The following is a 17,026-nucleotide window of genomic DNA, read 5'->3' on the forward strand; positions in this document are numbered from 1 at the left end:
CAGTTCTACTGAGGCGTCAGAACAGGCGTCGGCAGACCGCGATCAGGCGCTCGACGTCGTCGGCGTCCTGATACAGGCCGAAGCCGAAGCGGATGGTGTCGTCGCGCACGTCGGTCACGACGTTTGCGGCCAGCAGCGCCGCCCGCCAGGCCTGGGCATCAGGATGTCTGAGCGCGATGAACCGCGCGCGCGGCCCGTCGCCCTCGACCGGATTGAGCACCGTCGCCTGATCCAGCGCGCCGCACTCACCCGCCGCCAAAGCCTGAGAGAACCGCTTTTGCAGTCCCAGCGCATGGGCCGAGACGTCGGCCGTGGTCAGCCCGGCCTCGTCCAGCATCCGCCGCACGCCGTTGAACCGGTACAGCGGCGTGGAATCGAAGGTCGCGCCCCAGAACCGGCCCGCGTCCTGCCGGTACTGAACCCCGCCCGGCGGCCCCATCAGATTGCCGAACTCGGCGAACCAGCCGGTCACCACCGGCCGGGGACAGAAGCCGTCCGGCGCGTGCAGGAAGCCCGCCCCTTCGCCGGTCATGGCGTATTTGTAGCCGCCGGAAACATAGAAGATCCGGTCCGCGACGCCCGACAGGTCCGTCGGTGTGGCCATGAAGCCGTGATAGCCGTCGATGACGACCCAAGGCCCCTCAGGCTGAGCCAGCGCCGCCAGATCGGCGATCCGGTCAAAGGCCTGGCCGGTCTTGAAAAAGACCTGGCTGACCACGATCAGGTCACAGGCCCCCCGTTCGGCCTCGGCGACGAACCGGTCGGCGAAAGTCGCGAATGGCTCCAGCGGCACTCGCGTTACCACCGCCTCGCCTGCCTCCTCCCAGCGTTCGGCCTGACGCCGGAAGGCATGGAACTCGCCGTCCGTGGTCAGGATGCGCACAGGCTTGCTCGACAGACCCGAGAAGATGCGGATCAGGAAGTCGTGGGTATTGGGCGCAAAGACCACCGTCTCTGGGTCGGGCAGGCCAAGCTCGGCGGCGATATGCCGCTGCGCCTCGGGCACCACCTCGCCGAAGACCAGATCCCATTTCCGGTCCGCGAACCGGTTCGCTTCGTCCCACGCCCGCACCTGCCCGTCGAACGAGGCGTCGGGCCACAGGTGGTGGCTATGCGCCGCGAAATGCAGCCGCTCGGGATCGAGGGCGAGGGCGCGGGAGAAGAGGGGTTTGTGGGTCATCCCCCTTCTCTCGCCCCAAAGCCGACTGGGCTCAAGCCGTGAGCGGTCGCTCTAAACCAGACTTCCGTGGCAGTGCTTGAACTTGCGGCCCGACCCGCAGGGGCAGTCGGCGTTGCGGGATGTCCGTTCCCAGCCTTCGGGCAGGAGCTCGACCGGGAACCGCGAGCGGTCGTCGCCGGTGAACTGTTGCTCCGGGTTCTGGGCCCGGGCGTTGGCCATCTCGTTCTCGCCGGTGCCGGGGTTCAGGTGGATCTCCTGGAAGACGGGCATTTCCATTTCCGGAGGCGGCTGGAAGCGGAACTCGACAGTCATCAACCAGCGGGTGACGTTATGGCGCAGGTCGTGGAGCAGGGCCTCGAACAGGGAGAAGGCCTCGGTCTTGTATTCGTTCAGCGGGTCGCGCTGGCCATAGCCGCGTAGGCCGATAACGCCGCGCAGATGGTCCAGATGGACCAGGTGCTCGCGCCAGCTCATGTCGATCTGCTGCATCAGGAACTGTTTCTCCAGCCCCCGGGTCTGGCCCTCGCCGATCAGTTCCAGGCGCTCCGTGGCGCGGGCATCGGCGGCGGCCTGAAGCCGTTCCTCGACCTCCTCGTTGGACACGCCTTCCTCGGCAGCCCAGTCGTGCAGCGGCAGTTCGAGACCCAGGGTGGAGCGGACCTTCTCGTCGAGACCGTCGATGTCCCACTGTTCGGCATAGGCCTTGGGCGGCATGAAGCGGTCGACCAGGTCGGTGACCACGTCACGGCGGAACTCGCCGACCAGTTCGGACAGGTCGTCGGAATCCATGAACTCCTGGCGCTGTTCAAAGACCGCCTTGCGCTGGTCGTTGACGACGTCGTCGTACTTCAGAAGGTTCTTGCGGATGTCGTAGTTACGGGTCTCGACGCGCTTCTGGGCGGTCTCGACGGCGCGGTTCAGCCAGGGGTGCGAGATCGCCTCGCCCTCGGCCACCCCGAACGACCGCATGATCGAATCCAGCCGGTCGCCGGCGAAGATACGCAGCAGGTCGTCTTCGCAGCACAGGAAGAATTTCGAGGTGCCCGGATCGCCCTGACGGCCGGTGCGGCCGCGCAGCTGATTGTCGATACGGCGGCTCTCGTGGCGTTCGGTGCCCAGGACGAAAAGGCCGCCGGCTTCCAGTGCGATCTGCTTCTGGACGGCGATGTCGGCCTTGAGCCGGGCTTCCTCGGCCTTTTCCTCTTCCGGCGTGACCGGGATGCCCAGGTTACGCTGGTCGAGGCGGAACTTCTCCAGCCGCATCTCGAGGTTGCCGCCCAGCTGGATGTCGGTGCCGCGACCGGCCATGTTGGTGGCGATGGTGACCGCGCCGGGCAGGCCGGCATCGGCGACGATGAAGGCTTCCTGCTCGTGCTGGCGGGCGTTCAGGACGCTGTGCGGGATCCCCTTGAACTTCGTCTCCCAGACGATGTCATACGCGGCGTCGCCGACTTTTTCCGCTTCCTTGGCCTTGCCGACGAACTCGGGCTTGAGGGCGCGCGACACCTCGACCTGATGTTCGTATTCGTCGAGCATCCTCGACAGGGTCTCGGACTTCTCGATCGAGACGGTGCCGACCAGGATCGGCTGGCCGCGGTCGCGGCAGTCGGCGATCTGTTTGGCGATGGCGATATTCTTCTCGCGCTCGGTCCGGTAGACCTCGTCGTCGTAGTCGATGCGCTGGACGGGGCGGTTGGTCGGAACCTCCAGCACCTCCATCTTGTAGATGTCGCCGAACTCCTGGGCCTCGGTCGCGGCGGTGCCGGTCATGCCCGACAGCTTAGAATAGAGCCGGAAATAGTTCTGGATCGTGACCGAGGCCAGGGTCTGGTTCTCGGGCATGATCTGCACGCCCTCCTTGGCCTCGATGGCCTGGTGCAGGCCTTCGGACAGGCGGCGTCCGGTCATCATCCGGCCCGTGAACTCGTCGATCAGGACGATCTCGCCGGCCTTGATGATATAGTCCTTGTCCTTGGTATACAGGGTGTTGGCGCGCAGGGCCTGATTGACGTGGTGAACGAGGCTGATGTTGGCGGCGTCGTACAGACCCGTCGTGTCCTCGGCGAAATGGCCGCCGTCTTCCAGGATCTGCTCGATCTTCTCGGAGCCTTCCTCGGTCAGCAGGGCCTGTTTCTGCTTTTCGTCGAGGTCGTAGGTCGTCTTGTCGACGATCAGTTCCTTCACGATGCCGTCGAGGATCTTGTACAGGTCCGACCGGTCCTCGGTCGGGCCCGAGATGATCAGGGGCGTGCGCGCCTCGTCGATCAGGATGGAGTCGACCTCGTCCACGATCGCGAAATTGTGCCCGCGCTGGACCATCTCGTCGCGATTGTAGACCAGGTTGTCGCGCAGATAGTCGAAGCCGAATTCGTTGTTGGTGCCGTAGGTGATGTCCGAGGCATAGGCCGCCTGACGCTGGCCCGACGACAGGCCGTTGACGATGACGCCGACCTCGAGCCCCAGGAACCGGTAGACCCGGCCCATCCAGTCGGCGTCGCGCCGGGCCAGATAGTCGTTGACCGTGATGACGTGGACGCCTTCGCCGGACAGGGCGTTCAGGTACACCGGTGCCACGGCGACCAGGGTCTTGCCCTCGCCGGTGCGCATCTCGGCGATGCCGCCCTCGTTCAGGATCATGCCGCCGGCCAGCTGCACGTCGTACTGGCGCTGACCCAGCACCCGCTTGGAGGCCTCGCGCGCCACGGCGAAGGCTTCGTTCAGGATCTTGTCGGGGGTCTCGCCGCCCGCCAGCCGGTCCCGGAAGGTCTGGGTCATCATTCGCAGCTCGTCGTCCGACAGGCCGGCGAACTTGGGCTCCAGGGCGGTGATCTTCTCGACGCGGACCAGGAAGTCCTTGACCTTGCGGTCATTGGAAGAGCCGAACAGTTTCTTGGCGAAGCCGAGCATGGAGTATCCGAGGGCGGTCGAGCGTCTGAAGGCTCAAGAGACAGGGTCTGGCCGAGGAAGGCCGTCAGCGCCTTCAGTCCGAAAGGCCCGGTCATCGACGACCCGGCGCGCCTGAAACAGGGCGCTGCGCGGGGCCGCGCGAACGATCGAAAACCCCTCGACTTGGGCGCAGGCGGGACTTAAGCACCGGCCATACCCCTGTCAACGCGAGGGCCTTTGCGGTCCGGGACGGAGAGCCTCCCCTTGTCCCTTTTTTCCACCGGGCGTCCTTTAGGCAACCCTCTGATCCTCATCGCTTTCGTCGCTGTCCTCGCCGTTGCCGGCTGCGGTCGCGGCAACAGCGACGATGCGCCGCCCGAACCGGGCGACCGGGCGGTGGCCAAGGTCCAGGGCGAGACCTTGTGGGCATCGGACGTGAAGCGCGAGGCGGTGGCCCAAGGGCTGGTCGGCGAGGGCGAGCCGCTGGACGTGACCAGTGACCTGTTCCGCCGGGTGCTGGACGAGGTGATCGACCAGAAGCTGCTGGCCGCCGAGGCGGAGCGGCGCGGCCTCGACAACTCGGCCCTGGCCCAGCGGCGGCTGAAGGCGACCCAGGAGCGGATCCTGGGCGACATGCTGGTCGAGAACGAGGTCAACGGCCGCATCAACGACCAAGCGGTCCAGACCCTGTATCAGGAACAGCTGCGCCTGGCCCGGACGTCCGAGGAGATCCGCATCCGCCTGATCCTGTCGCGCACCAGGCCCGAGGCCGATGCGGTGCTGGGCATCCTGGCCCAGGGGGCCCAGTTCGGGGCGGTGGCCCAGGAACGGTCGGTGGACGAGGCCACGCGGTTCTCCGGCGGCGATCTCGGCTATTCGACCATCGACGTCATGCCCCAGGCCTATGCCAACGCCCTGCGGGATGCGCCCGCCGGATCGACGGTCGGACCGTTCCAGACCGACGGCGGCTGGGCCGTGCTGCGGGTCGAGGACCGGCGCAAGGAAAGCCCGCCGACGCTCGAACAGGCGCGGCCACAGATCGTCCGCTATCTGACCTATGAGGGGGTGCGCCAGTTACTCGAGCAACTTCGGGGTCGAGCGAAGGTGGATGTGCTGCTGGCCGGCGAGACCACGACCGGGCCGGAGCCGCAGGAGCCGGCATCTGCGCCAGTACCTGCGCCCGCACCGGCCCCGACCGCCCCCGCCGCACCCGCCATCACCGGAGCCCCGAAATGAGCCGGACCCCTCCTCCTGGTAAACCCTCGGCGGGCCAGAAATTCGAGGCGGCGGTCGGCAAGGCGCTGGATCCCTTTGCCTCGGCCCTGAAGCGCGCCACGACGCCGGTGCCTGCCGCCCCCACGGCTCCGGGCAAGCCCGGCCTGGCCATTTCGCCCCTCGCCGTGCCCTTCCCGACCATCCCGCCCATAGGCGGGGTCGAGATCGCGACGGCGCGCGCCGGCTTCTACAAGCACGAACGCGACGACCTGGTGGTCTTCTCCTTCGCCAAGGGCACCACCTGCGCCGGGGTGTTCACGCGTCACAAAGTTGGCTCGGCCCCGGTGGACTGGTGCAAGCGTCACCTCGACTCGGCGGACGGCGGCAAGGACGTGCGGGCCCTGGTCGTCAACGCCGGTTGCGCCAACGCCTTTACCGGCAAGGCCGGGGCTGACGCCGCCCGACGCACGGCCTCCGAGGTCGCCAAACGGTTCGGCTGTCGCCAGAGGGACGTCATGTTGGCCTCGACCGGCGTCATCGGCGTGGTTCTGGACGATCGGAAGATCGCCGCCCGGATGCCAGACATCGAGGCGGGCCTCGACGCCGACGGCTGGGCCAAGGCCGGGCGGGGGATCATGACCACGGACACCTTCCCCAAGGGGTCGTATGCCGAATGCCTGATCGACGGGGAGAAGGTCAGGATCGCCGGGATCGCCAAGGGGTCGGGCATGATCGCCCCGGACATGGCGACCATGCTGGCCTTCATCGTCACCGACGCCGACATCCACCCCGGGGTGCTGCGCGCCCTGCTGGGCCTGCATGTGCGCACCACCTTCAACTCGGTGACGGTGGACGGCGACACCTCGACCAACGACACCTGTCTGATGTTCGCGACCGGAGCCTCCAACGCGCCGCGCATCGGCCGGGTCGGCGACCGGCGTCTCAAGGAGTTCTCGGCGGCGTTGGACAAGGTCATGCTGGATCTGGCGCACCAGCTGGTCCGTGACGGCGAGGGGGCGACCAAATTCGTGCGGATCACCGTGGACGGCGCCGCCTCGCCCGCCTCGGCCCGCAAGCTCGCCAAGTCGATCGCCGACAGCCCCCTGGTCAAGACCGCCATCGCCGGCGAGGACGCCAACTGGGGCCGGGTCGTCATGGCCGTCGGCAAGACCGAGGAACCGGTCGACCGCGACGCCTTGGCCATCCGTTTCGGCCCCAATATCGCAGCCATCGACGGCGCCCCGTCCCCGACCTACGACGAGGCCGCGATGTCGGCCTATATGAAGAACCCCGAGATCGACATCACCGTCGACGTCGGCTCGGGCCGGGCCTCGGCAACGGTGTGGACCTGCGACCTGACCAAGGGCTACATCGAGATCAACGGGGACTATCGGAGCTGACCAAGGCCGCCAGCCGAGCCGTCTCGCCCTCCGCACGCGCCACCGGTGGCCCGCGCCCCCAGATCGGGTCGGGCCAGAGGGGGTCGTCGCGGCGGCGGCCGACGATGTGAACGTGCAGCTGGGCCGTGACGTTGCCCAGGGCGGCGGTGTTCAGCTTGTTGATCGGCTGGTCCAAGGCCTGGCTCAGGGCGCGGACCATGGCGCCGGCCAGGGCGATCTCCTCGATCAGAACGGCGCGCTGGGCCGGGTCGAGGTCGTCAAGCTCGGTTGCGCCCGGAACGCGGGGGATCAACACCAGCCAGGGGAAGCGAACGTCGTCCATCAGGCGCAGGTCCGACAGGCCGAGCGGTGGCAGGGCCATGGAGTTTGCCAGCAGGCGGGGATCGATCTCGAACGTCATGCGGCGATCCTAGCCTTAAGGGCCCTGCAAGGACGAGGCCCTAGACTGGCACCATGTCGATGATCGACCTCATTCTGCTGGCGGGCTGTGCGGTGGGCTTCGTCCTGCTGGAGCGGCTCGTCGCCTTGAAGCGGGGCCAGAAGGTGCTGCGCGGCGGCTGGCTGACCGATATACTGCACATCTTCGTCGGCGGCGCCGTGATCCGGATGGGGATGATCGCGATCGCCGTGGTGCTGAGCGTCCTCGCCTTCCGCCTCGTGCCGGCGCCGGTCGCGGACGCCGTCAGGGCCCAGCCGGTCTGGGCGCAGTATCTGGCGGTCCTGATCACGGCCGAGCTCGGCATCTACTGGACCCACCGGATGGCCCATGCGGTGCCGGTGCTGTGGCGCTTCCACGCCGTACACCATTCCAGCCGCGAGCTGGACTGGATGAGTTCGCATCGCGAGCATCCGGTCGAACAGCTGATGTTCTCCGGCGTCGCCCTGGCCCCCGCCATCGTGTTCGGGATCGAGCCCCTGCCGCTGCTGATCTATGGGGTGACCTATCACGTGCACGCGCTGCTGCTGCACGCCAACGTCCGGCTCGACTTCGGGCCCCTGGCCCAGGTCATCGGCTCGCCGCGCTTCCACCACTGGCACCACGCCGACCAGCGCGAGGCCTATGACATGAATTTCGCCGCCCAGCTGTCGATCCTGGACCGCCTCTTCGGCACCTTCCGCCTGCCGGAGGCGGGGCATCCCGAGCGGTACGGGGTCAGCGATCCGGTGCCGGATGGGTTCATCGGGCAGTTGGCGTATCCCATTTCACCTCCGTCACCCTCGGGCTTGAACCGAGGGCCGGACGTCGTGCGCATCGACGCCGGAGCGGACGCACCCCGCGCCCGGATCGCCTGCCCGCCTCGCTGAAGGTCCGGCCCTCGGGTCAAGCCCCAGGGTGACGGAGTCTGGATGCGGGCTGTATTTTCAGTTCAGCCCGTAAACCACGCAGGCGCTGTCGGTCATCGTCTGCAGCGGCGGCTGTAGCGCCAGGCGCGCGGCCTCGATCTGGGCTTCGCTGGGCGCCTCGCCGGGCCGTACGGGCGGTGGCGGCGCAGCCGGCGGAGGCGGGGACGCCATAAGCCCTTCGGAACGGCTCATCCGTGATCCCGTCACCACCACCTCATCGACGCTGGTCTGCATCTGGCCGCCACCCGCGCTGTAGGACGGCCAGCCGGCCAGGACGTCGGTCTGGCAGGCCCGGCCCGTCGGGTCGATGACGCGCACCGAGCCCAGGGTCGCGCCCGCATTCTCGGCCGCCGCGAGCGCCCGACGACGCGCATCCTTCATCGCCTCGGCCGCAAGGGCTGTCTTCCAGGCGTTTTCGGGTTCGAGGTTGAAATAGACCGGGCTCAGTGTGGTCGGCTGGGTCGCCACCACCGTGGCATAGGCCCGTTCCAGCACCGCCACGTCGCGGATGGTCAGCCGGACCGAGGCCTCGGTCTGGTAGCGGACGATCTTGTCGGCCCGGACGTTGTCGCGCATCACCCCGGCCTCGTCGCGGTACTGTTCGTAGATCGGGCGGGTGGTCAGACTGGTCTCGACCCGGACCTTGTCAGCCCCATAGGTCGCCAGCTGCTGGGACAGGGCGCGGACCAGGTCGGCGGCCTTGCGCGAAGCCTCTGCAGCCGAACGGTCCAGGGCCGTGAAGCCGGCGGTGAAGCCCGCCCGGTTGGCGGCGATCTCGGTGCGGACCTGGCCTACCGAGGCGATCACCGGATCGCGCATCCACCACGGCGCAGGGACATACTGCTGGCCGATCGTGGCCGGCGGGGTCTGGGCCAGGGCCTGACCAGGCACCAGTGGAGCCGCGAGACCGGCCGCCAGAAGGCCGAAGAGGATGGGACGCATGCGAATCTCCCTGTCTTGATTGGCTCAACCGTCCCGCGTTTTGATGGAATGGGGAAGCGGTTTCAGACGGTCGGTCACGCGACAACCGGGTCTGAAAAGTCTGACAGGGAGTCTGCGACCGCCGAAAAGGCGGAGGTCAGGCGATGGAGGCGGGCGTCAGATCAGCCCGCTGACATGATCGAACATCCCCTTGAAGGGCGGGGCAGGCGACAGTTCCGCCCGATCGAACTCGGCGTAGGCGGCATAGGATTCCCAGACGAAGCCGGCCAGGTCCGTATGGCGGAAGACCATGTCGCGCTTGAAGTTGTAGGAGCCCTCGATCCCCAGGACCTCACCGATCTCGGGATAGACCGGCCAGCAGGGGCCGTTTCTCAGACCGTCGTAGGGCCGGAATTCGGAATCCTGAACCTCGACGCCGCCGGCGACCAGAAAGGCCTTGGCGACATCATAGATCACATCGATCTTGGGGTGATCGCTCGAATGCATGAAGGAGCCGTAGCGGCCCCAGCGCACGAACTGCTCGGAAATGTCGATGCCGTGGGTCTTGAACTGGTTGAGGACGGTGGCCTTCTGCGGCTCCCAGTAATCGAAATAGCCGCATTGCTCGAAGAATTTGGCGTTGAACAGCGCCACGGCGTCCTCGAACGACAGCCCCTTCATATAGGCCGCGAAGGCGATCAGGGAGTGATAGTTGCCCAGGGGACCGCGCACCGCGCCGGCCGGGCCGTTGACGTAGCTAAGGTCGGGGTGGAAGCCCGAGAACGATAGAGCCGGCACCCGCGTCAGATTGGGCGCGTTCGGCAGGCCGTTGGGGATGAAGGCCTCGACCTCGGGTGAAACCACCACGCGGAAATAGTCGGAAAAGGACGCTTCCCATTTTTCGATGTCGTTCAGATAGCCCCAGATATCGAGGCCGGTCACATCGAAACGCCGATTCAGGAGCTGGAACGAGTTGGCCAAGCCGACAGTCTGGCAGTTGGAGATAAGTAGCCAGCGTTCCATAATCTCTCGCGAACAATTTCCGGTGAGTTAGGGCGTTACGTCTCGTCAGGCAAGGACCGGGCCGGGCACAGCGCTTGACAGGCTGGTGGCTTGCCTGTGATCGGGCGTGCGTCTAGACCCCTCGCCATCGCGGCCTGTCCTCGGCCGCCCAGCTAGAGACACATCCCATGGCACGCGCCAAGATCGCCCTCATCGGCGCCGGTATGATCGGCGGAACCCTGGCCCACGTGGCCGCGCGCGAGGCGCTCGGCGACGTGATCCTGTTCGACATCGCCGAGGGCACGCCCCAGGGCAAGGCGCTGGACATCGCCGAGGCCACCGCCGTGTTCGGTTCGTCGGTCTCGCTCAAGGGCGCCAACGACTATGCCGACATTGCGGGCGCCGACGTCTGCATCGTCACCGCCGGCGTGCCCCGCAAGGACGGCATGAGCCGCGACGACCTGGTGTCGATCAACCTCAAGGTCATGAAGGCCGTCGGCGAGGGCATCAAGGCCCACGCCCCCAACGCCTTCGTCATCTGCATCACCAACCCGCTCGACGCCATGGTCTGGGCGTTGCAGAAGTTTTCGGGCCTGCCGCACGAGAAGGTCGTCGGGATGGCCGGCGTGCTCGACTCGGCCCGCTTCGCCTACTTCCTGTCGGAAAAGACCGGCGTCTCGGTGCAGGACATCCACGCCTGGACCCTGGGCGGCCACGGCGACGACATGGTCCCCATGGTGCGCCACTCGACCATCGGCGGCCTGCCCCTGCCTGACGCGGTCGCCGCCGGCTTCCTGTCCCAGGCTGATCTGGACGCCATCGTCACCCGCACCCGCAAGGGCGGCGGCGAGATCGTCGCCCTGCTGAAGACCGGCTCGGCCTTCTATGCCCCTGCCGAGAGCGCCATCGCCATGGCCAAGTCCTATCTGCTCGACCAGAAGCGCGTCCTGCCCTGCGCCGTCTGGCTGTCGGGCGAGTACGGCCTGTCGGACCTCTATGTCGGCGTCCCCGCCCTGATCGGCGCCGGCGGCGTCGAGAAGATCGTCGAATTCACCACCAACGACGAGGAAAAGATGATGTTCGAGAAATCGGTCGCCTCGGTCCAGGGCCTGCTGCAGGCCTGCAAGGACATCGAGCCGTCGCTGGCATAGCCAGCGAGCGCTAATGCGCGCGACCCGGTCGCGCGCTACTTGAGCGCCTTTCGATCAAGAACGGGGGCCGCAGTGCAAACTGCGGCCCTTTTCTATTGTGCCGCAGGAGCAGCCGTGGCCCCACCCACCGTCAGCCGGGCGAACTCCGGCAACAGGCCACGCCAGATGGCGAGGTGGTCGATGAGCTGGTCGGGGCCGTCGCCGGTCAGGAGGACGTCGTACTGGACCACGGCCGAGGCGGGGGTCGTCCCCTCGGGCGCCTCGTAGATGGCCTTCAGGAAGCGGCGGTCGCGGTTCCAGCCGTTGATCTTGTCCGGCGTGATGGTGGCGCTGGAGACGCCGGTCGAGAACTGCAGGTCCGAACACATGCCTGCCGCATCGCAGGACTGGAAGAACAACAGCCAGCTCAACCCGTCGGCCGAGACCCGCACGAAGGTCCGGCCCTGGTCGGTCTGGATCGCGCCCGGCGTGGTGCCTTGCGTGGTCAGCCAGGCGATGACGGCGGCGGGAGCAACCCCCTGGACCATCCGGGCCGGTGCTGCGGCGGCCGGGCGCGCGGCGGGGACAGCGGCGACGGGCGCAGTCTGGGTCTGGGCCAGTGAGAGGTCGGGCGTGGCGAGGGCAAGCACCGCGACGGCGGCGAGGGCGAGGGTCATGGGTGGGGTCTCCAGCGGTCCGGCTCAGCCTAAGCTACAATACGGCGAATTTGTGAGAAGAACCTCTCCTTCCCCCTCGGGGTGCTGGTCCGCTCGTATCCGAGCGGCCTGCGAGGTCGAAGCGCAGCGGATACCGGTGGGAAGGGCAAGGCAAGACAGCGCCGTATCGCCTTACCGCCCCCACCCAATCGCTTCGCGATCTGCCCTCCCCCGCAGGGGGAGGGAAAAACCGAACGCACTACTCATGCGTCGCCTTCTCCAGCCAGCTGGCGCTGGCCATCTCGCGCAGGCGCGACGCGGTACGCTCGAACTCGAAGGCACCGTCGCCGGCGGGATACAGGGCCTCGGGCTCGACGGCCGAGGTGGCGACCAGCCGGGTTCCGGCTTCGTACAGGGCGTCGATCAGGGTGACGAACCGCGCGGCTTCCTGGCGGTTCTCCGGGCCGAGGCGCGGGATGTCGGACACGAACAGGGTGTGGAACCGCCGGGCCACCGCCAGATAGTCCTGCGGCCCCAGCGGCCGGGCGCACAGGTCGGCGAAGGGACTGCGGGCCATGGACCCGGCGGTGCGTTCGACGACGACGTCGCGGCCGAGCACCGTGACATGCGCCGGTTCCTCGGGCTCGCCGCCCTTGAGGTCGTACCACAGGGTCTCGAAGGCCTGCCGGCCCGCCGCATCGTCAGCGAACCAGACCGGCGAGCCCATCAGCCGGTCGAGCCGCCAGTCGCGGGCCCCCGCGATCTCGATCACCGCGCAGCGCGCCTTGATCTCGTCGATGAAGGGGGTGAACAGCTGGCGGTTGATGCCGTTCCTGTAGAGTTGATCCGGCGCCCGGTTCGAGGTCACGGCCAGCACGACCCTCCTCTCGAACAGGGCGTCGAACAGCCGACCCAGGATCATGGCGTCGGCGATGTCGGTGACCTGAAGCTCGTCGAAGCAAAGCAGCCGGGCCTCCGATGCGATCAGGTCGGCGACCGGCTCGATCGGATCGTCGCCCTTGTGCGAACCGAACACCGCCTTGCGAGTCTTGCGGTCGCCCTCGCGCCACTGGCGGACCAGGTCGTGGACGCGCGCCATGAAGGCGTGGAAATGGGCGCGGGTCTTTCGCGGTTCGGGCGAGGCCGAGACGAACAGGTCCATCAGCATCGACTTGCCGCGTCCAGGCGGCCCCCAGATGTAGAGACCGCGGACCTCCGGCTGTTTGCCGAACAGGCCCTTCCTCGCAAGGTCCTCTTCCAGCCGCTCCAGGGCCGCGATCAGCGGGACCTGCGCCGGATCGGGGGCGATGACGCCTTCCTCGACGCGGATGTCATAAGCGGAACGAATACGGGAGCCCATCGAACTGGGGCATAGTCTTGCGCAAGCCATGTGAAAAGCGATGACTTCGCCCGCGCGAAGGCTTACATGCCTCGCCCTGCCGCAAGAAACCTTGCAGCAGACACGAAACCAACACCCACGCACCAACCGCGCTCAAGCAGCGAGGCTCCGCGAGCCGAGCGTTAGCGCGTCCGAAGGACTAAGATCATGGGCTATCGCGTCGCCGTCGTAGGCGCCACCGGCAATGTCGGCCGGGAAATGCTGACCATCCTCGAGGAACTGAACTTCCCCGTCGAGACCATGCACGCGATCGCCTCGCGAAAATCCAAGGGGATGGACGTCGCCTGGGGCGACAAGACCATCAAGTGCGAGGACATGGAGACCTTCGATTTCTCCACCGTCGATATCGTCCTGATGTCGGCCGGCGGGACCGTGTCCAAGGCCTGGTCGGAAAAGATCGGCGCGGCGGGTCCGATCGTGATCGACAACTCGTCCGTCTTCCGCATGGACAAGGACGTGCCCCTGATCGTGCCCGAGGTGAACCCGGACGCGGTCAAGGATATCCGCAAGAACATCATCGCCAACCCGAACTGCTCGACCGCCCAGCTGGTTGTGGCGCTCAAGCCCCTGCATGACGCCGCGAAGATCAAGCGCGTCGTGGTCTCGACCTATCAATCCGTGTCGGGCGCGGGCAAGGAAGGCATGGACGAGCTGTGGAACCAGACCAAGGCCATCTATGGCCTGGGCGACGCCAAGCCGAAGAAATTCCCCAAGCAGATCGCCTTCAACGTCATCCCCTACATCGGGTCGTTCAACGAGGACGGCTATACCGACGAAGAGGCCAAGATGTGGAACGAGGTCCACAAGATGATGGACCCCGAGATCAAGCTGACCGTCACCTGCGTGCGGGTGCCGGTCTTCGTGGGTCACTCCGAGGCTGTCACGGTCGAGTTCGATCGCCCCATCAGCCCCGACGAGGCCCGCGCCATCCTGCGCGAGGCACCGGGCGTCCTGGTGGTCGATAAGCAGGAGCACGACGGCTACATCACCCCGGTCGACGCGGCCGGCGAGCACGCCGTCTATGTGTCGCGCATCCGCAAGGATCACACGGTCGAGAACGGCCTGTGCTTCTGGGTCGTGTCCGACAACCTGCGCAAGGGCGCGGCGCTGAATGCCGTCCAGATCGCCCAGCTGCTGGACGAAACGGGCACGATCAAACCGTCGACGGGGTATCGCTCGATCGCGGTGTAGTTTGACTCTTCCCTCTCCCATTGGGAGAGGGCTTGAGGCTCGCAGAGCGTAGCGATGCGTTTTAGCCGAAAGGGTGAGGGTCAGGGTGGCAACCGGTGAGGGCATAACCCCTCACCCTTTCGCGCAAGACCGATCGCCTGACGGCTCTCGGGCGCTCAAGCCCTCTCCCGATGGGAGAGGGAGGAAATATCATGCCCTCTTCCCCCGCCCCCACCGAAACCCGCAACGCCCTGATCGCGGGGCTGGTCTGCTACGTCTGCTGGGGCGTCTTTCCCCTGCTGTTCATGGCCATGGCCAGGGCGGGGTTTTCCGCGCCCGAGATCCTGGCCCAGCGGGGCCTGTGGGCGGTGGCGTTCGCCGCGGTGCTGGTTCTGGTCACCGGTCGGGTGGAGCAGGTCCGGCGGGTCCTGACCACGCCGGCGACCCTGGGCTGGCTGGCCCTGTCCACGGTGATGATCCTGATCAACTGGGGGGCCTATGTCTGGGCCACCACCCACCAGCACACGCTCGAGGCCAGCCTCGGCTACTACATCAATCCGCTGCTCAACATGGTGGCGGGCCTGGTGGTGTTCCGCGAGCGGATCGACCGCTGGGGCTGGATCGCCATCGGGGCGGCGGCGGTCGGGGTGGTGTTGCAGGCGGTCGCGCTCGGACGGGCGCCGTGGCTGTCGCTGGTCATCGCCTTCAGCTTCGCCTCGTATGGCATCATCCGCAAACGGGTCGATGCGGACGCCCAGACCGGGCTTTTCGTCGAATGTCTGCTGATGATCCCTGTCGGGATCGGCCTGCTGCTGTGGCTGAACCAGACGGCCGGCGTCGTCGGGTTTTCCAGTCCGGCGCACTGGGGCTGGGCGATTTCCAGCGGGCTGGCCACCGTCCTGCCCCTGGTCCTGTTCGCCTGGTCGGCCCGGCGTCTGCCGTTGTCGACCATCGGTTTCCTGCAATTCCTGGCCCCGACGCTTCAGTTCTGCATCGGCGTGGCTTCGGGCGAGCCCCTGACCCTGCTGAGAATTCTGTCGTTCGGCTTCATCTGGACCGGCGCCGCCGTCTTCGCCGGGGCCGCCCTTTGGCGCAAGCGGGCCGAGCGTCAGGCGATCCGGCTTCAGATCCCCGAATAGAGGGCGTCGATCAGCCTGCGGGCGCGGGGATCGCCGATCAGGTGCGGCGACTGGCGGGTCATCACATAGGCCGCCGACAGCTTCTGGTCCGCGTCTGCAAAGGCGCAACTGCCGCCCCAGCCGCAGTGACCGACCGCGTCGGGGTTGGGCCCGAAGATGCCGATCCCGGCGTTGCGGGTGTACCCGGCACCCCAGCTCAGGGTGAAGGGCAGGACCCGATCCAGGCCATGGACACGCTCTCGCGTCGCGGCCTCGACTACCTCGGACGACAGGATGGCCTTGCCGTCCAGCAGGCCGTCGTTGGCCAGGACGTTCAGGATCCGCGCGAGGTCCAGTGCCGTGCCGTGCAGATTGGCCGAGGGAATCTCCATCGTGCGCCACTCGGCCGAGCCGCGCCCGCCTGGGGCCGAACCCTTGTCGAGGAAGGCGGCGGTCTTGACTGCGTCGATGGGGCCGAGATCGACGGCCTTCGTCGGCTTGCGCAGGGTGGCGACGCGGCCATGCTCCGTTTCGGGCAGCCCGATCCACAGGTCGAGACCGAAGGGCTGGGCGAAATCCTCGCGCAGGGCCTCGCCCATGGTTCGGCCATCGGCGCGGCGGAACACCTCGCCGGCCAGATAGCCGATGGTGATCGGATGATAGCCGGATGCCGTCCCCGGCGGCCACATCGGCGCCTGCTCGCACAGCCGGTCCAGCACCGCCTGACGGTCGAACCAGATGGTCGGATCGACCGGCGCGTCAAAGCCCGGCAAGCCGTCCTGATGCGACATCATCTGGGCCAGGGTGATCGCCGCCTTGCCCGCCTGTCCGTATTCGGGCCAGATCTCGGCGACCGGCCGGTCGTAGTCCAGAAGACCGCGTTCGACACAGGTCGCGATCAGCAGGGCCATGACCGCCTTGCCGGTCGAGAAGACCGGCGTCAGCGTCGTCTCGCTGAACGGCGTGGCGCTACGCGGATCGGCCATCCCGGCCCACAGGTCGATGACCATCTCGCCCGCCACCACGACGCTGAACCGCGCCGCCTGTTCGTCCAGGCCCTCGGGCGCATCGGTTAAGTTGGCCGCGAAGGCGTCGCGGACGGCGGCGAACCGCGCCGGGCAGATGCCGTGGATCTCGGGCAGGTCGGTCATCGGAACGTCTGCGGCGTCAGTCCTGCATCAGGTCCGGGTCCGGCCCCTCGCCGGCCTCGAAGGCGGCCTGTGCGGCCTTGCGTTCGGCCTTCTTGGCGGCCTTTTCGGCAGCCTTCTTGGCATCGGCGCGCTCGCGCTCCTGGCGCTCGAAACTGTAGTTGGGCTTCCTGGCCATGGATCTCAGACTTCCTTCTTCAGCGCCCCTGTGTGAGGCAAGATGGGGTCGGGGACAACCGCTGACCAGATCAGGACCCGGATCATGGCTTGAGACGACGCGCGTGATCCGTCACCCTGTCGCGATCCCATGAACGCTCCGATCCATCATCCCCCCGCCCTGGCCCCCGCCCCGGAAGGCGTGACGCCGGTCATGGCGCAGTTTCTGGCGGCCAAGGCTGCGCAGCCGGATGCGATCGTCTTCTTCCGCATGGGCGACTTCTACGAACTGTTCTTCGAG

16 protein-coding genes are annotated in these 17,026 nt (G+C 67.1%); 7 read left to right on the forward strand and 9 right to left on the reverse strand.

The genetic code is table 11. The annotated features are described in order from the left end of the window. Positions 1 to 16 precede the first annotated feature (16 nt). Entirely contained in the window at positions 17 to 1,180 is a 1,164-nt protein-coding gene (locus tag JHC99_RS10945; RefSeq protein ID WP_292154178.1) for an aminotransferase class V-fold PLP-dependent enzyme, read from the reverse strand. 51 nt (positions 1,181 to 1,231) lie between these two features. Next, positions 1,232 to 4,087 carry a preprotein translocase subunit SecA gene (gene secA / locus JHC99_RS10950; RefSeq protein WP_292154180.1) on the reverse strand — a complete coding sequence of 952 codons (2,856 nt, stop codon included), beginning with the start codon at positions 4,085 to 4,087 and terminating at the stop codon, positions 1,232 to 1,234. Between the two features lie 243 nt (positions 4,088 to 4,330). Between secA and JHC99_RS10955 the strand changes: the two genes are divergently transcribed. Next, positions 4,331 to 5,302, forward strand: a complete 972-nt coding sequence (locus tag JHC99_RS10955) for a peptidylprolyl isomerase (protein ID WP_292154182.1) — start codon at positions 4,331 to 4,333, stop codon at positions 5,300 to 5,302. Next, the gene (gene argJ, locus JHC99_RS10960; RefSeq protein WP_292154184.1) at positions 5,299 to 6,681 is read left to right on the forward strand and encodes a bifunctional glutamate N-acetyltransferase/amino-acid acetyltransferase ArgJ; all 1,383 of its coding nucleotides are present in this window, start codon (positions 5,299 to 5,301) and stop codon (positions 6,679 to 6,681) included. Before JHC99_RS10955 ends, argJ begins: the two co-directional genes overlap by 4 nt. Here the strand turns inward: argJ and JHC99_RS10965 are convergent. After that, positions 6,659 to 7,081: an HIT family protein gene (locus JHC99_RS10965; protein ID WP_292154185.1), complete on the reverse strand. Its 423-nt coding sequence runs from the start codon at positions 7,079 to 7,081 to the stop codon at positions 6,659 to 6,661. The genes argJ and JHC99_RS10965 overlap by 23 nt on opposite strands. 53 nt (positions 7,082 to 7,134) lie before the next feature. On the opposite strand from JHC99_RS10965, the gene JHC99_RS10970 reads away from it, so the two are divergent. Further along, entirely contained in the window at positions 7,135 to 7,986 is an 852-nt protein-coding gene (locus JHC99_RS10970; protein ID WP_292154187.1) for a sterol desaturase family protein, read from the forward strand. Positions 7,987 to 8,043: 57 nt separating this feature from the next. Here JHC99_RS10970 and JHC99_RS10975 read toward each other — a convergent pair whose 3' ends face one another. Both JHC99_RS10975 and JHC99_RS10980 read right to left on the reverse strand, forming a co-directional pair. Continuing rightward, positions 8,044 to 8,967: an SIMPL domain-containing protein gene (locus JHC99_RS10975; RefSeq protein WP_292154188.1), complete on the reverse strand. Its 924-nt coding sequence runs from the start codon at positions 8,965 to 8,967 to the stop codon at positions 8,044 to 8,046. Between the two features lie 156 nt (positions 8,968 to 9,123). Continuing rightward, positions 9,124 to 9,969 (reverse strand): WcbI family polysaccharide biosynthesis putative acetyltransferase, encoded by an 846-nt coding sequence (locus JHC99_RS10980; protein ID WP_292154190.1) that lies wholly within the window; start codon positions 9,967 to 9,969, stop codon positions 9,124 to 9,126. A 167-nt stretch (positions 9,970 to 10,136) separates the two neighbouring features. Between JHC99_RS10980 and mdh the strand changes: the two genes are divergently transcribed. Beyond that, positions 10,137 to 11,099 carry a malate dehydrogenase gene (gene mdh / locus JHC99_RS10985; RefSeq protein ID WP_292154192.1) on the forward strand — a complete coding sequence of 321 codons (963 nt, stop codon included), beginning with the start codon at positions 10,137 to 10,139 and terminating at the stop codon, positions 11,097 to 11,099. 92 nt (positions 11,100 to 11,191) lie between these two features. On the opposite strand, the gene JHC99_RS10990 is transcribed toward mdh, so the two are convergent. Together JHC99_RS10990 and zapE are read right to left on the reverse strand one after the other, a co-directional pair. Further along, positions 11,192 to 11,755 carry a YbjN domain-containing protein gene (locus JHC99_RS10990; RefSeq protein ID WP_292154194.1) on the reverse strand — a complete coding sequence of 188 codons (564 nt, stop codon included), beginning with the start codon at positions 11,753 to 11,755 and terminating at the stop codon, positions 11,192 to 11,194. Positions 11,756 to 11,993: 238 nt separating this feature from the next. Further along, on the reverse strand, positions 11,994 to 13,094 hold the full coding sequence (gene zapE / locus JHC99_RS10995) for a cell division protein ZapE (RefSeq protein ID WP_292154196.1): 1,101 nt from the start codon (positions 13,092 to 13,094) through the stop codon (positions 11,994 to 11,996). 186 nt (positions 13,095 to 13,280) lie between these two features. On the opposite strand from zapE, the gene JHC99_RS11000 reads away from it, so the two are divergent. Continuing rightward, on the forward strand, positions 13,281 to 14,324 hold the full coding sequence (locus tag JHC99_RS11000) for an aspartate-semialdehyde dehydrogenase (RefSeq protein WP_292154198.1): 1,044 nt from the start codon (positions 13,281 to 13,283) through the stop codon (positions 14,322 to 14,324). Positions 14,325 to 14,515: 191 nt separating this feature from the next. Then, complete coding sequence (rarD, locus tag JHC99_RS11005; protein WP_292154199.1) at positions 14,516 to 15,442, forward strand: EamA family transporter RarD; 927 nt, start codon at positions 14,516 to 14,518, stop codon at positions 15,440 to 15,442. Here the strand turns inward: rarD and JHC99_RS11010 are convergent. Together JHC99_RS11010 and JHC99_RS11015 are read right to left on the reverse strand one after the other, a co-directional pair. Further along, positions 15,427 to 16,572 carry a serine hydrolase domain-containing protein gene (locus JHC99_RS11010; protein WP_292154201.1) on the reverse strand — a complete coding sequence of 382 codons (1,146 nt, stop codon included), beginning with the start codon at positions 16,570 to 16,572 and terminating at the stop codon, positions 15,427 to 15,429. The genes rarD and JHC99_RS11010 overlap by 16 nt on opposite strands. Positions 16,573 to 16,588: 16 nt before the next feature. Continuing rightward, the gene (locus JHC99_RS11015) at positions 16,589 to 16,747 is read right to left on the reverse strand and encodes a hypothetical protein (RefSeq protein WP_271145721.1); all 159 of its coding nucleotides are present in this window, start codon (positions 16,745 to 16,747) and stop codon (positions 16,589 to 16,591) included. A 129-nt stretch (positions 16,748 to 16,876) separates the two neighbouring features. On the opposite strand from JHC99_RS11015, the gene JHC99_RS11020 reads away from it, so the two are divergent. Next, positions 16,877 to 17,026 (forward strand): hypothetical protein (locus JHC99_RS11020; protein WP_292154203.1); only part of this gene is annotated, 150 nt, incomplete at its 3' end.

Origin of the sequence: Brevundimonas sp. (assembly GCF_016463485.1) — a bacterium.
GTDB lineage: Bacteria > Pseudomonadota > Alphaproteobacteria > Caulobacterales > Caulobacteraceae > Brevundimonas.